The organism is Planococcus beijingensis, assembly GCF_016820615.1.
Lineage (GTDB): Bacteria > Bacillota > Bacilli > Bacillales_A > Planococcaceae > Planococcus > Planococcus notacanthi.
Genome location: NZ_JADHDZ010000006.1, coordinates 74688 through 96361 on the forward strand (window position 1 = coordinate 74688; position 21674 = coordinate 96361).

At 46.7% G+C, this 21674-nt stretch carries 17 protein-coding genes; 12 read left to right on the forward strand and 5 right to left on the reverse strand.

The window, feature by feature from the left end:
- Positions 1–12 precede the first annotated feature (12 nt).
- The gene (locus IRE19_RS14630; protein WP_203340970.1) at positions 13–1566 is read left to right on the forward strand and encodes a fatty acid--CoA ligase family protein; all 1554 of its coding nucleotides are present in this window, start codon (positions 13–15) and stop codon (positions 1564–1566) included.
- 155 nt (positions 1567–1721) lie between these two features.
- Positions 1722–3698: a S9 family peptidase gene (locus IRE19_RS14635; protein WP_203340971.1), complete on the forward strand. Its 1977-nt coding sequence runs from the start codon at positions 1722–1724 to the stop codon at positions 3696–3698.
- Positions 3699–4317: 619 nt separating this feature from the next.
- Here IRE19_RS14635 and IRE19_RS14640 read toward each other — a convergent pair.
- The gene (locus IRE19_RS14640) at positions 4318–5094 is read right to left on the reverse strand and encodes an enoyl-CoA hydratase-related protein (RefSeq protein ID WP_203340972.1); all 777 of its coding nucleotides are present in this window, start codon (positions 5092–5094) and stop codon (positions 4318–4320) included.
- A gap of 101 nt (positions 5095–5195) precedes the next feature.
- Between IRE19_RS14640 and IRE19_RS14645 the strand changes: the two genes are divergently transcribed.
- Entirely contained in the window at positions 5196–6812 is a 1617-nt protein-coding gene (locus IRE19_RS14645) for an ABC1 kinase family protein (protein WP_203340973.1), read from the forward strand.
- A gap of 261 nt (positions 6813–7073) precedes the next feature.
- On the opposite strand, the gene IRE19_RS14650 is transcribed toward IRE19_RS14645, so the two are convergent.
- Positions 7074–7628, reverse strand: a complete 555-nt coding sequence (locus tag IRE19_RS14650) for a competence protein ComK (protein WP_203340974.1) — start codon at positions 7626–7628, stop codon at positions 7074–7076.
- A 177-nt stretch (positions 7629–7805) separates the two neighbouring features.
- Between IRE19_RS14650 and IRE19_RS14655 the strand changes: the two genes are divergently transcribed.
- The 4 genes from IRE19_RS14655 (at position 7806) to IRE19_RS14670 (ending at position 14418) form a co-directional block, all read left to right on the forward strand.
- The gene (locus IRE19_RS14655; RefSeq protein ID WP_203340975.1) at positions 7806–8048 is read left to right on the forward strand and encodes an IDEAL domain-containing protein; all 243 of its coding nucleotides are present in this window, start codon (positions 7806–7808) and stop codon (positions 8046–8048) included.
- A gap of 228 nt (positions 8049–8276) precedes the next feature.
- Positions 8277–10259: an excinuclease ABC subunit UvrB gene (gene uvrB, locus IRE19_RS14660; RefSeq protein WP_203340976.1), complete on the forward strand. Its 1983-nt coding sequence runs from the start codon at positions 8277–8279 to the stop codon at positions 10257–10259.
- A 6-nt stretch (positions 10260–10265) separates the two neighbouring features.
- Positions 10266–13148 carry an excinuclease ABC subunit UvrA gene (gene uvrA, locus IRE19_RS14665; RefSeq protein WP_203340977.1) on the forward strand — a complete coding sequence of 961 codons (2883 nt, stop codon included), beginning with the start codon at positions 10266–10268 and terminating at the stop codon, positions 13146–13148.
- Positions 13149–13248: 100 nt separating this feature from the next.
- Positions 13249–14418 carry a DUF4097 family beta strand repeat-containing protein gene (locus IRE19_RS14670; RefSeq protein WP_203340978.1) on the forward strand — a complete coding sequence of 390 codons (1170 nt, stop codon included), beginning with the start codon at positions 13249–13251 and terminating at the stop codon, positions 14416–14418.
- Positions 14419–14538: 120 nt separating this feature from the next.
- On the opposite strand, the gene IRE19_RS14675 is transcribed toward IRE19_RS14670, so the two are convergent.
- The 3 genes from IRE19_RS14675 to IRE19_RS14685 all read right to left on the reverse strand — a co-directional run bounded on the left by IRE19_RS14675 (position 14539) and on the right by IRE19_RS14685 (position 17604).
- Entirely contained in the window at positions 14539–14964 is a 426-nt protein-coding gene (locus tag IRE19_RS14675; RefSeq protein WP_203340979.1) for a DUF1801 domain-containing protein, read from the reverse strand.
- Positions 14965–14995: 31 nt separating this feature from the next.
- Complete coding sequence (locus IRE19_RS14680; protein WP_203340980.1) at positions 14996–16942, reverse strand: elongation factor G; 1947 nt, start codon at positions 16940–16942, stop codon at positions 14996–14998.
- 98 nt (positions 16943–17040) lie between these two features.
- Positions 17041–17604: an N-acetylmuramoyl-L-alanine amidase family protein gene (locus IRE19_RS14685; protein ID WP_203340981.1), complete on the reverse strand. Its 564-nt coding sequence runs from the start codon at positions 17602–17604 to the stop codon at positions 17041–17043.
- A gap of 167 nt (positions 17605–17771) precedes the next feature.
- Here IRE19_RS14685 and hprK point away from each other — a divergent pair, with 167 nt between their 5' ends.
- Genes hprK through IRE19_RS14710 form a run of 5 tightly spaced genes read left to right on the forward strand, consistent with a single transcriptional unit; the run spans position 17772 to position 21649 of the window.
- Positions 17772–18698, forward strand: a complete 927-nt coding sequence (gene hprK / locus IRE19_RS14690) for an HPr(Ser) kinase/phosphatase (protein ID WP_191716573.1) — start codon at positions 17772–17774, stop codon at positions 18696–18698.
- A 21-nt stretch (positions 18699–18719) separates the two neighbouring features.
- Positions 18720–19532: a prolipoprotein diacylglyceryl transferase gene (gene lgt / locus IRE19_RS14695; protein WP_203340982.1), complete on the forward strand. Its 813-nt coding sequence runs from the start codon at positions 18720–18722 to the stop codon at positions 19530–19532.
- A 19-nt stretch (positions 19533–19551) separates the two neighbouring features.
- Positions 19552–20487, forward strand: a complete 936-nt coding sequence (locus IRE19_RS14700; protein WP_191716571.1) for a nucleoside recognition domain-containing protein — start codon at positions 19552–19554, stop codon at positions 20485–20487.
- Complete coding sequence (gene ppaX, locus IRE19_RS14705; RefSeq protein WP_191716570.1) at positions 20484–21140, forward strand: pyrophosphatase PpaX; 657 nt, start codon at positions 20484–20486, stop codon at positions 21138–21140. The genes IRE19_RS14700 and ppaX overlap by 4 nt, the downstream gene beginning before the upstream one ends.
- Complete coding sequence (locus IRE19_RS14710) at positions 21137–21649, forward strand: acyltransferase (RefSeq protein WP_203340983.1); 513 nt, start codon at positions 21137–21139, stop codon at positions 21647–21649. The genes ppaX and IRE19_RS14710 overlap by 4 nt, the downstream gene beginning before the upstream one ends.
- Positions 21650–21674: the final 25 nt, after the last annotated feature.

A 21674-nucleotide genomic window follows, 5' to 3' on the forward strand; every position in this document is an offset into this window, starting at 1 on the left:
AGAGGGATGGAAATGGATTTAATGTCACGTGTTCATGAAATTGCTGAACAGGATTCTTCCAGAATTGCGTACAGCTTTATGGGGAAAGATACGAGTTACGGCGAATTCGATCAGTCGATTGCAGTTTTTGCTGGAGCTTTAAAAGGTTTAGGCGTGGAAAAAGGGGACCACGTCGCATTTCTTTTGGGCAACACACCACATTTTCTGATTTCGTTGTATGCGACGATGCGTTTAGGCGCAACAGCAGTTCCGATCAATCCAATCTACAGCCCGGATGAAATCGCTTACATATTGAATAATAGCGATGCCAAAGTGGTTGTGGCACTTGATTTGCTTCTGCCGCTGGTTGAAAAAGCACATAAAGCGCTGCCAGCTGTTGAATCCTATATTATTTGTGAAACAGATCCGTCTACGCCGGAAAAAATGGCACAACTGCCTGAAGAAGTAGAAGGGAAAGTCCATTCATTCACTGGCCTGCTGGGCAAGTCAGCGCCTCATGCCGAATTTGCGCAAGTAGAAGCCACCGACAACGCCGTCATTTTGTATACGTCCGGAACAACCGGTAAACCAAAAGGCGCCATGCTGACACACGAAAATCTATACTCGAACGCACGGGATGTTGGGGAATACCTGCAGATTGGCGCAAACGACCGCGTAGTTGCAACGTTGCCGGTATTTCACGTGTTTGCTTTGACAGTTGTAGTGAATGCACCTCTATTGCAGGGGGCGACGATTATTTTGGTACCGCGTTTCAATCCGAAAGAGGTATTCGATGCTATTAAACATTACAAAGCAAGCGTTTTTGCCGGCGTACCAACGATGTTCAATTTCATGAATCAATTACCGGATGTCGATCCGGCGGATTTCGCATCTGTCCGATTGGCTGTTTCCGGTGGTTCGGCCATGCCGGTAGCTTTGTTGCACAGTTTTGAAGAAAAATTCAATGTCCGCATTTCAGAAGGATATGGCCTGTCGGAAGCTTCACCGGTTACTTGCTTTAATCCAATTGATCGGGAGCGAAAAGCCGGTTCGATCGGCACGTCCATTATCAATGTGGAAAACAAGGTCGTCAACGAATTGGGCGAAGAAGTGGCAGCCAATGAAGTCGGCGAACTGATCGTTCGTGGACCGAACGTTATGAAGGGGTATTACAAAATGCCGGAAGAAACAGCTTCGGCAATTCGTGAAGGCTGGTTGTACACAGGCGATTTGGCCCGTGTCGATGAAGAAGGCTACTTCTATATTGTTGACCGCAAGAAAGACATGATCATCGTAGGTGGCTATAACGTTTACCCACGTGAAGTCGAAGAAGTGCTGTTTGCGCATCCAGCGGTTTTAGAAGCTGCTGTAGTCGGCTTGCCGGACCCGGATTTCGGTGAAGAGGTCAATGCATATGTGGTACTGACCGATTCTTCTGTTACAGTAGAAGAATTAAAAGCTTACTGTGCAGAACATTTAGCGAAATACAAGGTGCCAAGACAGTTTGAAATTCTGCAAGAATTGCCGAAGAACACTACAGGGAAAATCCTGCGGCGGTCGTTGAAAGACCAGGCGATGCAGAAATAACCTGTTACATGTTTAGATCTTATGAATGATTGGAGAACTCTGGATGATTATTCCAGAGTTTTCTTTTGATTTGATTGAAAAAACTGACATTTTTTATTATAGTTAAGGAGCAGTATTACGATTTACGAAATAGTTGAATCCGAGGAGGAAGTAGTATGGTGAAAAAAGCAATGGAAATTAAGGATTTAACGAAGTTGGTATCAGTGACGGATCCCCGGATTTCACCGGATGGAACAAGAGCGGTGTTTATCCATACACAAATCGATGAAGAAGAAAATACATACAGAGCCCATCTTTACCACATCAACCTGGAAACGGGAGAACAAACCCAATGGACGTATGGCAAAGAACGCGTAAGTTCACCACGGTGGTCGGCTGATGGAACGGCAGTGGCTTTCTTATCGGATCGCAACGAGAAGAACCAATTGTTCGTTATGCCAGCCTCTGGAGGAGAAGCACGCTCATTGACTGATTTTGAAAAAGGAGTCGATGGGTTTGAATGGGCGCCTTGCGGAACAAAGATCTGGTTTAATGCCTTGGCCAAAGAAGGAAAAACCTTCACCGACAAGGAAGAAAAAGAAGAAAAGAAACAGCCTGAGCCCTACCATGTCGACAAAATGAAATACAAGATGGATGGAATGGGCCTGTTGCCGAAAGAGTTCCATCGCCACATTGGATCAGTGGATCTCAATACGAAAAAAGTAGAACAGCTGACAGAAGGAAATTATCATTACAGCCTGGAAACCGTCTCACATGACGGAGCAAAATTGATCTATGGCGTGACGCGAGAAGAAAACTTGGATTTTGTATTCCGCCAGCCTCTTTATCTAATGGATCTCGAGACGAAAGAAGAATCCGTATTAATTGAAGAAGAAGGATACTTTGGCGGCGCTGCTTTCTCTCATGACGATACAAAAGTGGCTTTTGTCGGCAGCATGCGGCAATTTGAAAATGCCACACACACAGAAGTGTATGTGGCGGATTTAAAGGCGCATACTCGGATTTCCCTGACAGAAGGCTTGGACGTACCGGTGGGTGATTATGTCGTAGCTGATCATCAACAAGGAGCAGTTGCACCGGATGTGGTATGGACAAAAGATGATCATTTGTATTTTCAAGTTTCGACCATGGGTGATGTACGCCTGTACTTTGCTTCTCTTGATGGCATGATTTTCCCGGCGTCTCCAGACTTGGAGCATGTTTATGGATACGATGTTTCACGGAGCGGCGAATTCGCAGTGGCAGCCATCAGCAACCCAGTGAGCCCAGGCGAGTTGTATTTGCTGACGATTTCGACTGGCGAACGCCAGGCATTAACTTCATTTAATGAAGAATTCCTCAAACAGACGGAATTGGTTGAAGCACAGCCGATCATCACAAAAGGATCGAAAGACTGGGCTGTCCATGGTTGGCTGATGAAGCCTTATGGTTATCAGGAAGGCCAGAAGTATCCTTTGGTCGTCAATATTCACGGCGGTCCCCATGCGATGTATGCCAATACGTTTGTCCACGAAATGCAATTGCTGGCAGCCCGCGGTTTCGGCGTATTATACGTCAATCCGCGCGGCAGCCATGGCTACAGCCAGGAGTTTGTAGACGCGGTACGCGGTGATTACGGTGGGGGTGATTACGAGGACATCATGAATTCGGTCGAACAGATTGTGGAATCCAACGCCTGGATCGATACAGATCGTTTGGGCGTCACCGGAGGCAGTTACGGCGGATTCATGACGAATTGGATCGTCGGCCATTCAGATCGCTTTAAAGCAGCAGTGACGCAGCGCTCCATTTCCAACTGGATCTCATTCTTCGGTGTCTCGGATATCGGCTATTATTTCAGTGACTGGCAAATTGGCGCGGATATGACAGATGTTGACAAGCTATGGAAGCATTCGCCATTGAAGTACGCAAAAAATGTTGAGACCCCATTGCTGATTCTTCATTCTGAAAATGATTACCGCTGCCCGATCGAGCAGTCGGAACAATTGTATGTCACATTAAAAAGTATGGGCAAAACAACAGAGTTTGTCCGTTTCCCAGAAGCCGACCACAACCTGTCGCGAACAGGCAAACCGAATCTTCGCTTTGCACGTCTGGAACAGATTACAGGCTGGATGGAAAAATACCTGTAAACAGGAAAAACGGAGCAGCTATATCAGCTGCTCCGTTTCAGCCTGTAGACAAAAGAATATTTATGTCGTTCAAAGGGTGAATATGCAATTTATTGTCTTGCTATTGGATCCTGCACTCCAGGCGGACGCTTTCCTGCGGGCTTGCGCCGAACTAACTCGGACTGGCGCCCGATTGGATTTCGGCACTTCGCTATCCCGCAGGAAGCGANTTGGATTTCGGCACTTCGCTATCCCGCAGGAAGCGAGTCGGGCTGTGCCTGACTCGTTTGCGACGAAGCTAGCGAAGCGATGCAGGAGCATATCTTTGCCCTTCGCCGCCTTGCGCTACGGATCTTTGTATGAAGGAGTTACCAAGTTTATTGGGACGATGGTTTCTGGATCCTGACTAGCAGGTTATTTCCTTTGGTTGAAGCTACACGCCCCCGATCGGGCCGGCCACGGAGACTCCTGTGGGACAGCGAAAGCTGAAGACCCCGCAGGAACGCAGTGACGAGGAGACTGAAGCTGAGCCCACGGAACGCGAAGTGGCCGGACCGGTTGGGGTATGCCCTGCTATTCATTTTGGAAAGACTTTGTCTATAGTCTGAACCGGAGCAGCTATATCAGCTGCTCCGTTTTTTTACTTCCCTTTAAATACGGGTTTCCGTTTTTCGCCGAAAGCGGCCAGGGCTTCGACTCGGTCTTCTGTTGGAATCGTGATTTCATAGGCTTTGCGCTCAATCTGCAAACCTGTCTGCAAATCGGTATTCATGCCATTCTTGATGGCGAATTTTGCTTGTTGGAGAGCGATTGGGCCGTTGGCGAGAATTGAATCGGCAAAAGCACCGGTCACATCAGCCAATTGCCCACGCGTTGCAAGGCGTGTCACCAAACCGTATTCGAGTGCTTCGGCTGATGTCAGGCGGCGGGCAGTCAAAATCAGTTCCATGGCTTTGGCTTCACCGATCAGGCGCGGCAGCCGTTGCGTGCCGCCTGCTCCAGGAATGATTCCCAGGCTGGTTTCCGTCAATCCGAGCAAGGTGTCGTCTGCAGCAATCCGGAAATCACAAGCAAGCGCCAGTTCCATTCCGCCGCCAAAGGCAAAACCGTTCATCATGGCGATGGTAGGCTGGGGCAGATTTTCGATGGTTGAAAACACTTCACCGATTTTAAAAATATTGCGTTTGACGAGGTCATCGGTCATGGTTTTGCGTTCTTTTAAATCCGCTCCCACACTAAATGCCTTTTCGCCAGCGCCAGTAAAGACCACAACGCGGATATCCGGGTTAATGCGGATTGCTTCGGCCACCTGTCCAAGCTCAAGAAGCATATCATAATTGAAGGCATTCATTGCTTCTGGCCGGTTTAATGTAATAAAGGCTAAGTTGTTTCGCTGTTCATAATGAATTGTGTCCATTTTCATCCCCCTTATGTCATTCCATCCGTAAAAAACATACCACTTTTTGGACTATTTCGCCATCTGTCTCTATAATGAATTCCATGGGAGGGACCGCACTTATGAATCAAATTACATTTATCCGCATCTTCCGGATTGTCTGGCTGGCAGTCAAAATCTTTTTGCAGGTGACGTTCTTCCAAAGAAGAAATCGTGGAAATTGGAGCCCGCTGGTTGAAAAAAGATGGAATGACATGATAACCAAGCAAGCGAAAGAGTATAAGAACCTTGCATTAAAACTGGGTGGCTTGATGATCAAACTTGGCCAATTCCTGTCGACGCGCGCTGACATCATGCCGCCGACGTTTCTTGCCGAACTGGAAGGGTTGACTGACCGTGTCCCTTCGGTACCACGGAAAAGCATCGTTTCTGTATTGGAGCAGGAGTGGAATACGCCTCATACAAATTACCTGGATCAATTATCGGATTCAGCAGTAGCATCCGCTTCTATTGGGGAAGTGTATAAAGCGGTATTGAAAAACGGCATGGAAGTAGCCGTTAAAGTCCAACGGCCGGGTACAGACCGCATTTTGCGTGCGGACTTCAAAGCCATCCGCATCGTTATCTGGATGGCCGAAAAATTCACGCCATTCGCGAAGCAAATCGACTTTAAATTACTGTATGTAGAAATGACAGAAACCATCGGCGCTGAATTGAATTTCCTCAAAGAACTTCAAAATGGCCGCGCCTTTGCTGATCGTTTCGATTCGATGGAAGGTGTGCGCATCCCGCTGTATTTCGATGAATTCACGACGCGCCGTGTACTGGTCATGGAATGGATCGAAGGCGCACGCATCACAGATTTAGCCTTTATTGAAAAGAATGAGCTGGATCGCCATGAAATTTCCGAGCGGCTGTTTATTTTATTCCTGGAGCAGGTATTGTACGGCGGCCAGTTCCATGCAGATCCGCACGGCGGGAATATCCTATTGGAACCGGATGGCGGAATCGTCCTGATCGATTTCGGGATGATCGGCACCATCACACAAAAAGACTCCCAGGCGGTGTTAAGAGCGGCGGAAGGTGTCATTTTCAAGAATTACGATCAAGTGTTGGATTCGCTTGAAGAGCTGCGGTTTCTTTTGCCGCAGGCAGACCGTAAAATTCTAGGAGATGCTATTTCACGGCTCGTCACAGCCTATGAATCCAATGAGCTGTCACAGATGGACAGTTTTGTTGTGGAACGCCTGCTCAACGATATGCAGGAAATCGTTCGGACCCAACCGGTTCAATTGCCCGCGGAATTTGCCTTTTTCGGCAGAGCGGCCTCGATATTCGTCGGCGTTCTTCATGTTTTGGATCCCAACGTGGATCTGTTGGCGCTTGCCCGTCCACGAATCCTGGAATGGGCTTCTTCACAAAAAGAAGGCAAAGGCCTCTTTGGCAAAGAAGATGTCCTTCGTTGGGTGTTGAATGCCACTGGTCCGTTGCGGGTATTGCCGCAGAAAGTCATCAACTATTTGGAAGAGCCTGAACGGATGCGCCATTACCTTGAAAATCGGGATGGCCGGGAACGGGAGCACCGCAGAGATCTGCAATCTCGGATGTTTGCTGGAATATTCACCATTCTATCGTTTTCCGGGATGTCCATTTCAATCTGGTTCTGGAACGAACCTTACCTCTGGGTTTCGTCGGTATTTTTCGTCGGCTCCTTATGGGTGTACCGGTCGATCAAATAAGGCCAACATGATAGTTAAATTTTTTCTAGAGATGCATGAAACAATAAAGAGTTGCCGCCTGCCGTCATATTTAGTGACAGAAGGTGGCAACTCTTTTCAGCTGGTACGCTGATTATCTGGAGCTAGTGGATGGAGCGGAAATACGTCTTGTGAAAAAGCTGGAGAAAGCGAAGGTCCATATGCGTAAGGTGGGATATGGAGACGTTGCGTAGCAATGGAGATTTACATTCACTGATAAATTCCAGAATCTTGAAAAGGCAGTCAATCCCGCGGCTGTTCTTTACGTGGAGCAAACGTCCGTTTTGTCACATAAGCCATCGGATGGTTATGGACTCGTTGAGCTTTTTTGAAATATCGGCGGAGGGATCCGGCAAATGAATGCTGGTTTCGCAAAGCGATAGGCGAGACATCCAAATATACGGTTTCACAATTGCTTAAGTAGATAATGCTGCCTTTGCCGCTGCTGTCACTTTCAATAAGGTCAATGGCGTCATAATTGAACCAGACGCATTCCTTATTCTTTGGAGAGTGTGTCGGGAAGAAAATAAGCGGATTGCCATAATACTCACCAATGATGATGGGGGGCTTATGTTTTACACCGACCGCTTTTTGGGCATAAAGAGTGGCGCTTTCAAGAGAGGCACGGTAGAACCGGCAGGAAGTGGTCACTGTTTTATAAACCGTTTCTTCAACCACAAATTCATTACGGTCTTCGATTACGCGCAGACAGGTGCGATGTCCATCCGTATAGGGTAAAAGGGCATACGTATTTGCGCAGATTGTATAAGAAAGCGGCCTGTAATTCTTTTTGCTCATGAAGAATAACCCCCTAAATTTACTTTACATACCTTATTATAAAGAAAAATGGAAATTGCACAATGCTCATTAGAGTGAAAATAAAATATTTTCTATTTGATTGGAATTTTCAAATAAATCTTGATTTTTTCTATTTGCTTCATGTATACTAATGAAAAGCATTCGGGGTGAAGAAGAATGGAAAACTATTATTCTTATGCTGATTTCATGAAAGCGATGGCTCAAACAAAAAAAATTACGGAAGCGGAAAAGCTGCTGAACGATATCTATTTAGATCTGTTCTTAAAGCATGTACACCGTTCCCAACAAGAAGCACAGCTTATGGCCCTTATCGATGAAGCCCTGGATAACAAAAATCAACAAGCGTTCACTATATATACTGCTCAATTACAGACATTGCAGCATGAAGAAACAGAATAATTGGCTCTTTAAAAAGCCAAGAAAAAGGGAAGCCGGCATTTTACCGGCCTCCCTTTTTTGTCTTTAAAAAATAAGAAGTGTCTAAAAGGAAGAGTACAGATACTTTGTACAGATAGGCCAATATTTTTGCGGATTCCACCATAAAAAACATACGTTCGCTTTTTGTTAGTGGTTTTTTAGGGCATATGTTAAAGTAGAAGTAACGAAATAACGGAAGGACGTCTTATCATGAAACAGGAATTTAATCTTCAAGCTCCTTATGAACCGGCTGGCGATCAGCCTCAGGCGATTGCTGAATTGACGCAAGGCATCATCAACGGCAAACGTTGCCAGACTTTGCTGGGAGCGACAGGAACAGGTAAGACCTACACAATGTCGAACGTTATCCAGCAGGTGAAAAAGCCGACGCTGGTCATGGCCCACAATAAAACATTGGCAGGTCAGCTCTACAGCGAGTTCAAGGAATTTTTCCCTGATAACGCAGTAGAGTATTTTGTCAGTTATTACGATTATTATCAACCGGAAGCTTATGTTCCTCAGTCGGATACGTTCATTGAAAAAGATGCCAGCATCAATGACGAAATCGACAAGCTTCGCCATTCTGCGACCAGTTCCTTATTTGAGCGGGACGATGTCATCGTTATTGCATCGGTCTCTTGCATCTACGGCCTTGGTTCGCCGAAGGAATACCGTGAGTTGGTTGTTTCTTTGCGTAAAGGGATGGAAATCGAACGCAACCAGTTGTTGCGGAAGTTAGTGGATGTTCAATACGAACGCAACGATATTAATTTTATTCGCGGAACTTTCCGTGTACGTGGAGATGTCGTTGAGATTTTCCCGGCATCACGCGACGAAAGATGTTTGCGTGTCGAGTTTTTCGGTGATGAAATTGACCGCATTCGTGAAGTCGACGCATTGACTGGTGAAATTATCGGTGAACGCGATCATGTAGCCATTTTCCCGGCATCCCACTTCGTAACACGTGAAGATAAAATGGTCAAAGCGATTGCAAACATAGAAGAAGAGTTGGAAGCACGCTTGAAGGAAATGCGCGCCGAAGACAAATTGTTGGAAGCGCAGCGCCTTGAACAGCGGACGCGCTATGATCTGGAAATGATGCGCGAGATGGGCTTCTGCTCCGGCATTGAAAACTATTCCCGGCATTTGACGCTTCGTCCACCAGGCGCACAGCCTTACACATTGATTGATTATTTCCCGGAGGACTTTCTATTGGTTGTGGATGAGAGCCACGTAACGCTGCCACAAGTACGCGGGATGTTTAATGGTGACCAAGCACGGAAAAAAGTCTTGGTTGATTACGGCTTCCGTCTGCCTTCAGCGATGGACAACCGCCCGTTGACGTTTGATGAATTCGAAAAGCATATCAGCCAAGCGGTTTTTGTGTCGGCGACACCAGGACCCTACGAAATGGAACATACACCCGAAATGGTGGAGCAGATTATCCGGCCGACCGGATTGCTTGACCCGACCATCGAAATCCGTCCGATCGAAGGGCAGATAGATGACTTGATGTATGAAATTCGGCAGCGTGCGGAAAACAATGAACGTGTGCTGGTCACCACATTGACCAAAAAAATGTCGGAAGATTTAACGGCCTATTTGAAAGATGCGGGCATCAAAGTCAATTACCTGCATTCTGAGATCAAGACGCTTGAACGGATTGAGATCATAAGGGAGTTGCGGATGGGCGTTTACGATGTGCTCGTCGGGATCAACTTGCTGCGTGAAGGATTGGATATCCCTGAAGTTTCTTTAGTGACCATTCTGGATGCCGATAAAGAAGGTTTCCTTCGCTCGGAGCGCTCTCTTATCCAAACGATGGGCCGGGCAGCGCGAAATGCCAATGGCCACGTTATTATGTACGCAGACAGAGTGACGGATTCAATGCAGAAGGCGATGGATGAAACCACCCGCCGCCGTACAATTCAAGCTGCATACAATGAAAAACACGGCATTAAGCCCGTTACTATACAGAAGAAAATCCGTGATGTCATCCGTGCGACTGTCGCTGCGGAAGAGTCGGAAGAATATGTATCAAAAGCGGTATCAGGTAAAAAACTCAACAAAGAAGATCGCATGAAACTGATTACGCTGCTCGAATCAGAAATGAAAGAAGCGGCAAAAGCGCTTGATTTTGAACGGGCTGCAGAGCTGCGTGATACAGTGCTTGAATTGAAAGCGGAAGGATGATGAAACTTGAAAAATCAGGAAATACGGATACAAGGCGCACGTGCGCACAATTTAAAAAATATAGACGTTGTCATTCCGCGCGATAAACTTGTGGTCATGACCGGGCTTTCGGGCTCAGGCAAATCATCATTAGCATTTGATACGATTTATGCTGAAGGACAACGGCGATATGTAGAATCTTTGTCTTCTTATGCCCGCCAATTCTTAGGACAGATGGATAAGCCGGATGTCGATTTGATCGAAGGCTTGTCACCGGCCATTTCCATCGATCAGAAGACCACCAGCAAGAATCCGCGTTCCACAGTAGCGACGGTAACGGAAATATATGATTACATGCGTTTAATGTATGCACGAATCGGCAAACCGATCTGCCCCAATCATGGCATCGAAATTTCATCTCAAACAATTGAAGAGATGGTCGATCGTTTGGTTGTCTATCCGGATCGTACAAAAATGCAGATTTTGGCACCGATTGTTTCGGGCCGAAAAGGAACGCATGTCAAGCTGCTGGAAGACGTTAAAAAACAAGGCTATGTCCGGGTTCGTGTCAATGGGGAATTGATTGATCTGGATGATGACATCACGCTTGATAAAAATAAAAAACATTCGATTGAAGTGGTCATTGACCGCATCGTCATGAAAGAGAACATTGCGCCGCGGCTCAGCGATTCATTGGAATCCGCTTTGCGTTTGGGGGAAGGACGGGTACTGATTGATGTTATGGGAGAGGAAGAATTGCTTTTCAGCGAACATCATGCCTGCCCGATCTGTGGATTCTCAATCGGTGAATTGGAACCGAAAATGTTTTCATTCAACTCGCCTTTCGGAGCCTGCCCTGAATGTGACGGCCTCGGCATGAAGCTGGAAGTTGACCCCGAACTGGTCATCCCTGATTGGAGCGTATCTTTGAATAAAGGTGCGATCGTGCCTTGGCAGCCGACCAGTTCCCAATATTATCCGCAGTTGCTGCAAGCAATTTGCAAGCATTATAAGATTGATATGGATGTTCCTGTCAGTGAACTGCCGGAAGAACACATCAACGTGATTATGCGGGGCTCTGGAAACGATAAAATCCGTTTCCGTTATGAAAACGATTATGGACAGATCCGGGATAACCACATTCATTTTGAAGGCGTGCTATCCAACGTCGATCGCCGTTACCGGGAAACGTCCTCAGATTATATCCGTGATCAAATGGAGAAATACATGGGAGAACAACCATGTACAGTTTGTGAAGGCTACCGGTTGAAGCCGGAAACCTTGGCTGTTAAAGTCAATGACGTACACATCGGTAAAGTAACCGAGTTTTCGATCATTGAAGCCAATGAATTTTTTGATGGATTGGTCCTGTCGGAAAAAGACGCTCAAATCGCCAAATTGATCATTCGGGAAATTCAGGAGCGTATTGGATTCCTGATTAATGTCGGGTTGGATTACCTGACCTTGAACCGGGCATCAGGCACTTTGTCTGGGGGGGAAGCTCAGCGAATCCGTTTAGCGACGCAAATCGGTTCAAGGCTCACAGGCGTTCTATACATTTTGGATGAACCATCGATCGGCCTGCACCAACGCGATAACGACCGGCTGATCGAAACCTTGAAAAGCATGCGGGACATCGGCAATACATTGATTGTCGTTGAGCATGATGAAGATACCATGCTGGCGGCTGACTACCTGATTGATGTCGGACCTGGAGCAGGGGTCCACGGTGGCGAGATCATTGCTGCGGGAACACCTGAAAAGGTCATGAAAAACAAAAAGTCCTTGACGGGCCAATATTTAAGCGGCAAGAAATTTATTCCATTGCCGGCTGAAAGAAGAGTGCCAAACGACCGTAAAATTACGATACGCGGCGCCAATCAAAACAATTTGAAAAAAGTGGATGTCGAAATTCCACTCGGTTTATTCACAGCAGTAACCGGAGTATCAGGCTCAGGAAAAAGTACACTCATCAATGAAATTCTGTACAAAACACTCGCCCATCGACTGAACCGGGCAAAAGCCAAACCGGGCCATTTCGATTCAATCGAAGGCACTGAAGGGCTTGAACGGGTCATTGATATCAACCAGTCTCCAATCGGCCGGACACCACGTTCAAACCCGGCAACCTATACCGGTGTTTTCGATGACATCCGTGACGTCTACGCTACGACCAACGAAGCTAAAGTCCGCGGCTATAAAAAAGGCCGTTTCAGCTTTAATGTCAAGGGCGGTCGCTGTGAAGCTTGCCGCGGAGATGGTATTATAAAAATAGAAATGCATTTCCTTCCGGATGTCTATGTGCCGTGCGAAATTTGCCATGGCAAACGCTACAACCGGGAAACTTTGGAAGTGAAGTACAAAAACAAAAATATTTCCGATATCCTGGACATGACAGCAGAAGACGCTGCTGTATTTTTCGAGAATATCCCGAAAATCAGCCGTAAATTGAAGACGGTTGTAGACGTGGGCCTTGGCTATCTTACACTTGGGCAACCTGCAACGACTCTGTCCGGAGGCGAAGCGCAGCGCGTCAAGCTGGCATCCGAGCTGCATAAGCGTTCGAATGGCAAGTCCTTTTATATTCTGGATGAACCGACGACGGGGTTACATGCAGACGATATTTCACGTTTGCTGTTGGTTCTGCAGCGTCTTGTGGATAATGGCGATACCGTTTTGACGATTGAGCACAATTTGGACGTCATCAAGACGGCGGACCATATCATTGACTTGGGGCCTGAAGGTGGAGACAACGGTGGAACCATCTTAGCGACAGGCACACCGGAAGAGATTGCGGCTGTCGAAAGCTCTTATACCGGGAAGTACTTGAAACCGATTCTTGAACGGGATCGGGCGCGTATGGATGCTAAGGTTAAAGGAGCAAGCCGCAGGAAAAAATTAGTTAAGTGAAACTTTTCGGGCTGCCAAACGTATCATTTAGAAGAAAAGATCTGCTTGTTCAGGTAAGCATCTGCTTGCCTGCAACCAGACAATGAGGAGGCCACAATACATGCAAAGCGAAAAAGAACGCATTTTGGACATGGTTGAGAACGGTACAATTTCAGCGCGGGAAGCCGTTGAGTTGCTGCGCGCTATAGATGGCAGCAGTTCTTCAAATGAGCCGGATTACGGCCGCAACAACCAGAGAGAAAAATCAGGGAAACGCGGATTTTTCAGACCTGAAGATATTATGAAGAAAGTATCGAAAGACTTTTCGAAAAATGTCTCAAAAAATGTCTCGAAAAATGTTTCCCGCGATTTCAACGATTTAGGTGGCCGCATGATGGACTTCATGCAAACATCTGTCGGCAAGTTAAAAACGATGGAATTCGATTCTCCATTTGGTGAAGCAGTTCAATTCACCCACACCTTTAGTGAAGAAATAACAGACCTCAATACAATCATTGCGGATATCGCAAACGGCCAATTGGAAATATTCCCGTCGCAGAACGGATTACTGCGTGCAGAATGCAGCGTTAAAGCGTATCGCTCAGAATCGCCGGCTCAGGCTAAAGCAGATTTTCTTGATAAGTTCGTCTTTATAGCTGATGACCACAAGTTGCGCATCATCAGTGACTTGAAGACTACTCAAGTGAATGTTGTATTGTACGTGCCGGAAGCTTCTTACGAGCACATCACTGCTCGCTTGTTCAATGGTGGTTTTGCAATGAAACGCGTCGATGCTGCTCTGATCAAAGTGAAAACAGCAAATGGCAAAGTCGATTTGAAGCATGTGGAGTTTGACGATGCTGAACTGGAAACGGCCAATGGGGCTATCCATGTACAGGAAACAAAAGGAAAAGTACTGGAAGCCGAAACCTTGAATGGCCGCATCTACATCGATGGTGATATTCAAACAATCGTTTCTAAATCGTTGAACGGCAATATTGTTGCCACTACAAGATGCAAAGAAGCGCGCAAGTTGGAAACAAAAACTTTGGCTGGCAATGTCGAGCTTTACATCCCTTCGCATTTGCCGCTGAAAGGTGAAGTTTCTTCGAACTTGGGCAAAATGGATGTACTGCTGTCGGACATCGACAGCACCCATGAACAAGGACAGTTTATGCAGAAATCCATTCGTTTCTCCAAACAGGGAACGGAACCAGCTGCGGCTCCTTTATTGGTCTATGGCGAAACGAAAACAGGCTCAGTCCTGCTCCGCTATTTAACAATTGAATAACCATTATCTCGAAACCGGCTCAGATATTCTAAGCCGGTTCTTTTTTATTGTGCATCAAAGCTTCCTCAGATAAGTAGAATTGAAAAAGTCCGGACGGCCTATAAAGGCCATCCGGACTTTTTAATGTGCATCAGGATAAAGTTCCTGCAGAAAATCAATCGACTGTTTAATCAATTGCTTTAGAGTTTCGAGATCGATATCCTCTGTTTTATTAATATAGACACAGGCTTTGCCGCTGGTATGCTTGCCTAATTTCTCGAGAAGCGGTTCGCGTTTCTCGTCTCCAGTTGCAAAATAGAGGCTAATCTTCGCTTTGCGTGGAGAAAAACCGACTAATGGAGCATCTCCTTGATGGCCAGTTTTGTACACGTAATGATAAGAACCAAAGCCGATGATGCTCGATCCCCACATTTTGGCTGGAAATCCGCTAGCCTGTTCAAATAGTTCCAGCAGCTTGTATGCATCCTGCCGCTTTTTAGGGTTTTCGACCGCTTCGATGAATTCAATGACGTCGGCGTCGTTTTCTTTTGTTTTTGGTTCATACATGGCCCATCCCTCTTTTCTGTCGGATGTGGTCTTACAGACAATGCATAGCCTGTTCAGCTTCATCCCATGGCACTTTATAGCCTTGGCCTTTCGCACAAAAGATGGAAGTGGAAGTGTAGAGGGGATCTGCGTTTTTGTCATAACCAATCCGGGCAATCACTTCATCTTCATTATGACAGAAATCATACCCGTCGAACAGCAGGCTGAGCGCTCCTTTGCCATGAGTAAATGCTGCGAATTCCGAACTGTAATTCATGAATGTAGCAACGGGTACACGGCCGGTAATCATCGTTTTCCGGCCGGTTGTTTCAGGCGCTGAAAAGCTGCCATAAGCCTGTTGAATGTCAGATAGCACTTTCCCCATCTGGTCAGTACTGACTTTGATTTTGAAATGATACACCGGTTCGAGCAACCGATTTTGTGCTTGTTCCAAGCCTTGCCGAAGTGCGCGGAATGCAGCTTCCCGAAAATCGCCGCCAGCCGTGTGCTGGTTATGCCCGCGACCGGTCACTAAAGTCGCTTTGACATCGGTTACCGGAGAACCAGTCAATAAACCGTGGTGTGCACGTTCATTCAAATGATGAAGAACCAGGTTTTGGTGACCGACAGATAAAGCATCCGCATGGCAGGTGTTGTCTAATTGAAAGCCGCTGCCGCGCTCTCCCGGTTCCAACTTCAGATGAACTTCCGCATAATGCCGCAGTGGTTCAAAATGTCCGTAACCCATGACGGAAGACGCAATGGTTTCTTTGTAAAGAATTTCTGGATTACCGAACCCGACACGATAACCAAATCGTTCCAGCACAACTTGTTCAAGAACTTCCAATTGAATGGTTCCCATCACTTGAATCTGGATTTGTTGAAAATACTCATCCCAAAAAACAGACAGGGAAGGATCTTCGGCACCCAGCATCCGAAAGCTGGTTAACACTTCTTTAGGAGAAAGGGAGGCATCAAAAAGGACTGTTGATTTCAAGGTGGGAACCAAACCGAAATCAGCTTTCTCCTGTAGGGCGCCCACCGAATCGCCAACGGACGCTTCGGTTAATCCGGAGACAGCAAACAGTTCTCCTGCCTGTACTTGGTCTGCTGTCAGGAATTTCTGTCCGTTGTATAGGCGGATTTGTGTGACTTTTTCTTCAAGACGCTTGGTCCCATATATCAGTTTATCGCGGACTTGAAGCGTTCCGCTGAATGCTTTGAGAAAACTGAGGCGATTGCCGTTTTCATCATGCCGGATTTTGTAGATTAACGCACCGAATTCCTCGCTTTCGGAATAGGAACCGACCGTCAACAGGTCCAATTGCATGAGGAATTCGCGGATGCCAGTGTCCTGCAAAGCAGAACCGCTGGCAGCTGGAAAGAGTCGCTTGTCCGCGATCATCTGTTGGAAAGCCTCCAACCAAAGAGTCTCTTCGTATCCGGATTCCAGATAATGGGTCAACAAGGCTTCGTCCCGTTCAGCAATGAATTCTATCAGCTCTTCAGTCATAGTTCCGTTATGAAAAGAGCTTGTCAGATCGAAAGCATCATCGGTGAAGTTCAAGCGGATCTCATCGAGAACGGCGGAAGGGTCTGCGCCTTCACGATCTACTTTGTTAATAAAGAAAAAGACCGGTACTTTATATTTTTGCAGCAACTGCCAGACGGTTTCAGTATGCCCTTCAATGCCATCGACTGCACTGATGATGACAATAGCGTAATCCATAACTTGAATCGAACGTTCCATCTCTGGGGAAAAATCGACATGTCCGGGTGTATCTATCAGAAAGTAAGTTGAATTGTTGAAGGAAAAATGGGCTTGGTCAGCAAAAATAGTGATGCCACGGCTTTTTTCAATGGCGTGGCTATCGAGAAAAGCATTTTGGTGATCAACCCGCCCACGCTCACGGATGCTTTTTGTGTGGTACAGCAATTGTTCTGAGAACGTAGTCTTGCCGGCATCAACATGCGCAAGAATACCAATGGTTTTGTTCATAAGATCACCTCTTTAATTTCAGTTTAGCAGAATCTATCGCCCCTAATACGAAAAAAACGCGAAAGCCGCTTTGGCTTTCACGTTCAGATCAGTCAAACTTACTTCAAGAAGGGCAAACGACTTGCTTCAAAACAGGCAATGCCAAAACAGATCCCCTGGGCACAGCGTTTCCGGTATACGGCTGATTTAAGCAGTTCAACTTCCTGCTTATGGGTCATAAAGCCACATTCCACTAAAATGGCCGGCATGTGCGTATCCCGCAGCACAGCGAAATCAGCTTGTTTGACGCCGCGGTCTTTTCGTCCAGTCGCCAACACCAGTGAGTTCTGGACAATCTGGGCCAGTTGGCGGGCAGCTGCTTGCGGCTGAGTGTAGGTGAAAGTTTCGAGTCCGTTGGCAGAATTGAATGTTTGGCCAGTGGCATTGGCATGAATGGAAACGAACAAGTCCACTTTCAAGCGATTGGCCAGACTGACACGCTCGTGCAAAGGAACATCCACATTCGCCTGATGGCTGAAAAAAACAGTATGGCCATCTAAAAATAAACGCTTTTTGACTTCTTCCGCCACTGCAGAATTGAAATGGAATTCCCTTAGTCTGCCATCCGGTGAGCGCTTCCCTGGCGTCTCAGGGCCGTGTCCGGCATCAATCATAATCTTCATGATGAAAAACCTCCTTTTGCCGGATATATAGCTCGGTAAAGGAGGAAAGGGGACAAAAATCTTCAAATTTGTTTTATCCATGTTAAAATAAAAGCAAACCGCATGGGAATAAAACAACTTCGATGAAAATTCGAAATAATATGTGGATAAGGAATGAGGGGTAATAAATGGGACAAGTAACAACAAAACAAGTGATGGAAACGTTCGAGCTGGATTTGATCAGCGGAGAAGAAGGCATCGGCCGCCATATACCCATCAGTGATATTTCAAGACCCGGTTTGGAAATGGCCGGCTATTTCACTCATTATCCAGCAAACCGTGTACAATTGCTCGGCAAAACCGAGCTTTCTTTTTTTGCCATGCTGACACCGAAAGAACGGTTGGACCGCATGATGAAACTGTGCACGGACGATACGCCGGCTATTATCGTGTCACATGGCGTTCCGGTTCCGGAAGAATTGGTTATCGCGTCTAGCAATCGCCATGTTCCGGTCATGACTACGACCATGTCGACCACACGTTTCTCCAGTTTGTTGACGAATTTCCTGGAAAGCCAATTGGCTCCGACTACAGCCATTCATGGTGTCTTGGTTGATATTTATGGGGTAGGCGTCTTGCTGACAGGAAAAAGTGGCGTCGGAAAAAGTGAGACGGCGCTTGAGTTGGTCAAAAAAGGCCATCGCCTGGTAGCGGATGATTGCGTGGAAATCCACCAAGAAGGGGAAAATACTCTGGTTGGCCATCCGCCTAAACTGATTGAACACCTTCTCGAAATCCGTGGAGTCGGCATCATCGATATTATGACTTTATTTGGAGCGAGCGCTGTCCGTACCTTTAAACGGATTTCCCTGGTCATTGATCTGGAACTGTGGGATCCGGATAAGACCTATGACCGCCTTGGACTGGAAGAAGAAAAGATGAAAATCATCGACACGCACTTAACGAAACTGACAATTCCTGTTCGTCCCGGACGGAACTTATCCGTCATTATCGAAGTGGCAGCGATGAACTATCGCCTCAAACGGATGGGCGTCAATGCCGCTGAAGAATTTTCTAAGCGTTTGGATGACGTCATTGCTCAAGATACAAACTAAGCGAATGGGTAGGTGCACAAGATGTTTTCAATATTAGCTTCAATAGACCCGGTCGCGTTTTCACTCGGTCCGATTTCGGTCCGGTGGTACGGCGTCATCATCGCAACAGGCATTGTCATTGCCTTTCTGGTGGGACAGCGTGAAATGGTCAAGCGGGGATTGCACCCTGAATATTTAACGGATCTATTGATTTGGGCGGTGCCGTTGGCTATCGTCGGTGCCCGGATTTACTATGTAGCATTTGAATGGGAACATTACAAAGACAATCCTGGTGAAATCATTGCCATCTGGAATGGCGGAATCGCCATCCATGGTGCTTTGATTGCATCGGTGATTGTGGCATATCTGTTCACCAAAAAGCGCAATACCTCCTTTTTGAAAGTAGCGGATATCTTAGCACCCAGTATTCTGATCGGCCAGGCAATTGGCCGATGGGGCAATTTCATCAACCAGGAAGCGCATGGCGGAGAAGTGTCACGGACGTTTCTGGAAAACCTGTTCATTCCGGATTGGATCATCAACCATATGTACATAGATGGAGCTTACTACCACCCGACGTTCCTGTATGAATCCATGTGGAGCCTAGTGGGCATCATCATTTTGCTGTTGCTGCGTAAAGTGAATTTGGTGCGCGGCGAAATGTTTTTCTTCTATATGATTTGGTATTCTGTTGGCCGCTTCTTTATCGAAGGAATGCGGACAGACAGCCTCTATGTGGTCGGTGAACTTCGTGCCGCACAATTGGTCTCGGTTATTGCCATTGTTATCGCTGTGGTGCTTATCATATACCGCAGAGTAGCAATCAAAAATCCGCCGCATTATAAAGACAAATAACCTGGAAAGAAGCGATCAGATGTCAACATTGAAAAATGGATTGAAAGCAGGATTGAAGACGACCTGGTCATTGGGGAAGATCATTTTCCCGATTACCCTCCTCGTCACCATGCTTCAATATACACCGGTTCTGCCTTTTATCATTGATTTAGTAGCGCCGATTATGGGCTTGTTCGGTTTAAGTGGAGATGCCGCCATTCCGCTGGTTCTGGGGAACGCGCTGAATCTGTATGCCGGTATCGCTGGTATCCTGTCGTTGGAACTGACGGTCAAGGAAGTGTTTATTCTGGCCGTCATGCTGTCATTCTCACATAATATTTTCATTGAGACGGGCGTAGCGCTGAAAGTAGGCGTCAAACTGTGGGTAGTGCTGGTGGTCCGTTTCGGTCTTGCTGGACTGTCCGCTATCCTGATCAATTTATTTTGGAAAGGCGGCGGCGAAATAGCGCAGTACGGCTTTGCTCCTGAAGCTGCTGCTGTGCCAGAAAGCTGGCTGGCGATTTTCCTGATTGGGCTTGAGAAAGCATCGTTTGGCGTTCTGCAATTGGCAATGATCGTCATTCCCTTGATGCTCATGATTCAAATTTTGAAAGACAAGCAGTATCTTCAGAAAATATCCTCTATGCTGGGGCCGTTGACACGCCTGCTAGGGGTAGAAAAAAACGCTTCCCTGACACTTGCTTCCGGACTGATCTTTGGGCTGGCCATGGGAGCGGGTGTGATGATTCAAGCAGTTCAGGAAGACGGCGTCAGCAAAAAAGATGCGACTTTGGTCTTCATCTTCCTGGTTGCCTGCCATGCCATCGTGGAAGATACGCTGATTTTTATTCCACTCGGCATCCCGATATGGCCGCTGCTGGCGATTCGCGTCGTCACCGCCCTGGCTTTGACGATTTTCGTTTCCTATATGTGGCGTAAAGCGGAAGAAAAAGAGAAGGGTGTGGTTTCCACGTGACGACGAAAAAAATCAATACGTTATTGTTCGATTTTGATGGTACTTTGCTGGATACCAATGAATTGATTATCCAGACCTTTCTGGCAGTATTGGATGAACATTATCCTGGCCGTTTTGGCCGTGAAGAAGTGCTGCATTTTATCGGTCCGTCGCTGAAACAGACATTCACAGCGATTGATCCGGAGCGTGTGGAAGAGTTGACGGAACAATACCGCGCCTTGAACCGGACAATGCACGATGAATTGGTGGAAGAATACGACGGTGTGGCGGAAACGCTGCGACTGCTGAAAGCACAAGGGCTGAAAATGGCGATTGTCTCGACCAAAAGAAGCGATACAATCCGTCATGGACTAAACCTGATGGGCGTCAGTGATGTTTTCGATGTGCTGATTGGCCTGGATCATGTCAGCAATCCAAAACCAGACCCGGAACCCTTGCATCTGGCTTTGGAACAATTAGCTGCATCTCATGACGAAGCTTTGATGATCGGCGATAATTCGCATGATATTGAAGGCGGCAAAAATGCCGGAGTGCGGACGGCTGGCGTTGCCTGGTCAGCAAAAGGCGAAGACTACCTGGCGAGTTTCAATCCCGATTATATGCTTCAGCACATCAGTGATTTATTGGAGCTGACAAAAGAGGCAGTGAAATGAGAAATACACAACGGCATTTTGTCGATGGCCCTAACTCGCTTTGGCATATTTACAAAACGGTTCCTTTCTGGAAGGTGGCTAAAAATTTTATGGTGATCCAAACCGCCAGATATACGCCGTTTTTGCCGTTGAAAAACTGGATGTACAAGACTTTTCTTAAAATGAAAATTGGTGAACATTCCTCTTTTGCATTAATGGTCATGCCGGATGTTATGTTTCCGGAGCGGATTACGGTCGGCAAAAATTCAGTGATCGGCTATAACACGACGATTCTGGCACATGAATATTTAATAGATGAATACCGGCTCGGCGACGTAGTCATTGGAGACCGCGTCATGATCGGAGCAAATACCACGATTTTGCCCGGCATCACCATCGGAAACGGCGCGATTGTTTCCGCTGCCACGCTCGTCCATAAAGATGTGCCAGCTGGAGCTTTTGTCGGGGGAAATCCGATGAACATCATCTATACAGCTGAACAAATGGCGGAGCGCCAAGCAAAATCCTGAAAGCATCTTATGCTTTCAGGATTTT

Excerpts from the sequence above, each read along its gene's own strand:
- IRE19_RS14630 (WP_203340970.1), top strand. The coding sequence starts at position 13 with ATGGATTTAATGTCACGTGTTCATGAAATTGCTGAACAGGATTCTTCC.
- IRE19_RS14635 (WP_203340971.1), top strand. The coding sequence starts at position 1,722 with ATGGTGAAAAAAGCAATGGAAATTAAGGATTTAACGAAGTTGGTATCA.
- IRE19_RS14640 (WP_203340972.1), bottom strand. The coding sequence starts at position 5,094 with ATGGACACAATTCATTATGAACAGCGAAACAACTTAGCCTTTATTACA.
- IRE19_RS14645 (WP_203340973.1), top strand. The coding sequence starts at position 5,196 with ATGAATCAAATTACATTTATCCGCATCTTCCGGATTGTCTGGCTGGCA.
- IRE19_RS14650 (WP_203340974.1), bottom strand. The coding sequence starts at position 7,628 with ATGAGCAAAAAGAATTACAGGCCGCTTTCTTATACAATCTGCGCAAAT.
- IRE19_RS14655 (WP_203340975.1), top strand. The coding sequence starts at position 7,806 with ATGGAAAACTATTATTCTTATGCTGATTTCATGAAAGCGATGGCTCAA.
- uvrB (WP_203340976.1), top strand. The coding sequence starts at position 8,277 with ATGAAACAGGAATTTAATCTTCAAGCTCCTTATGAACCGGCTGGCGAT.
- IRE19_RS14670 (WP_203340978.1), top strand. The coding sequence starts at position 13,249 with ATGCAAAGCGAAAAAGAACGCATTTTGGACATGGTTGAGAACGGTACA.
- IRE19_RS14675 (WP_203340979.1), bottom strand. The coding sequence starts at position 14,964 with ATGTATGAACCAAAAACAAAAGAAAACGACGCCGACGTCATTGAATTC.
- IRE19_RS14680 (WP_203340980.1), bottom strand. The coding sequence starts at position 16,942 with ATGAACAAAACCATTGGTATTCTTGCGCATGTTGATGCCGGCAAGACT.
- IRE19_RS14685 (WP_203340981.1), bottom strand. The coding sequence starts at position 17,604 with ATGAAGATTATGATTGATGCCGGACACGGCCCTGAGACGCCAGGGAAG.
- hprK (WP_191716573.1), top strand. The coding sequence starts at position 17,772 with ATGGGACAAGTAACAACAAAACAAGTGATGGAAACGTTCGAGCTGGAT.
- lgt (WP_203340982.1), top strand. The coding sequence starts at position 18,720 with ATGTTTTCAATATTAGCTTCAATAGACCCGGTCGCGTTTTCACTCGGT.
- IRE19_RS14700 (WP_191716571.1), top strand. The coding sequence starts at position 19,552 with ATGTCAACATTGAAAAATGGATTGAAAGCAGGATTGAAGACGACCTGG.
- IRE19_RS14710 (WP_203340983.1), top strand. The coding sequence starts at position 21,137 with ATGAGAAATACACAACGGCATTTTGTCGATGGCCCTAACTCGCTTTGG.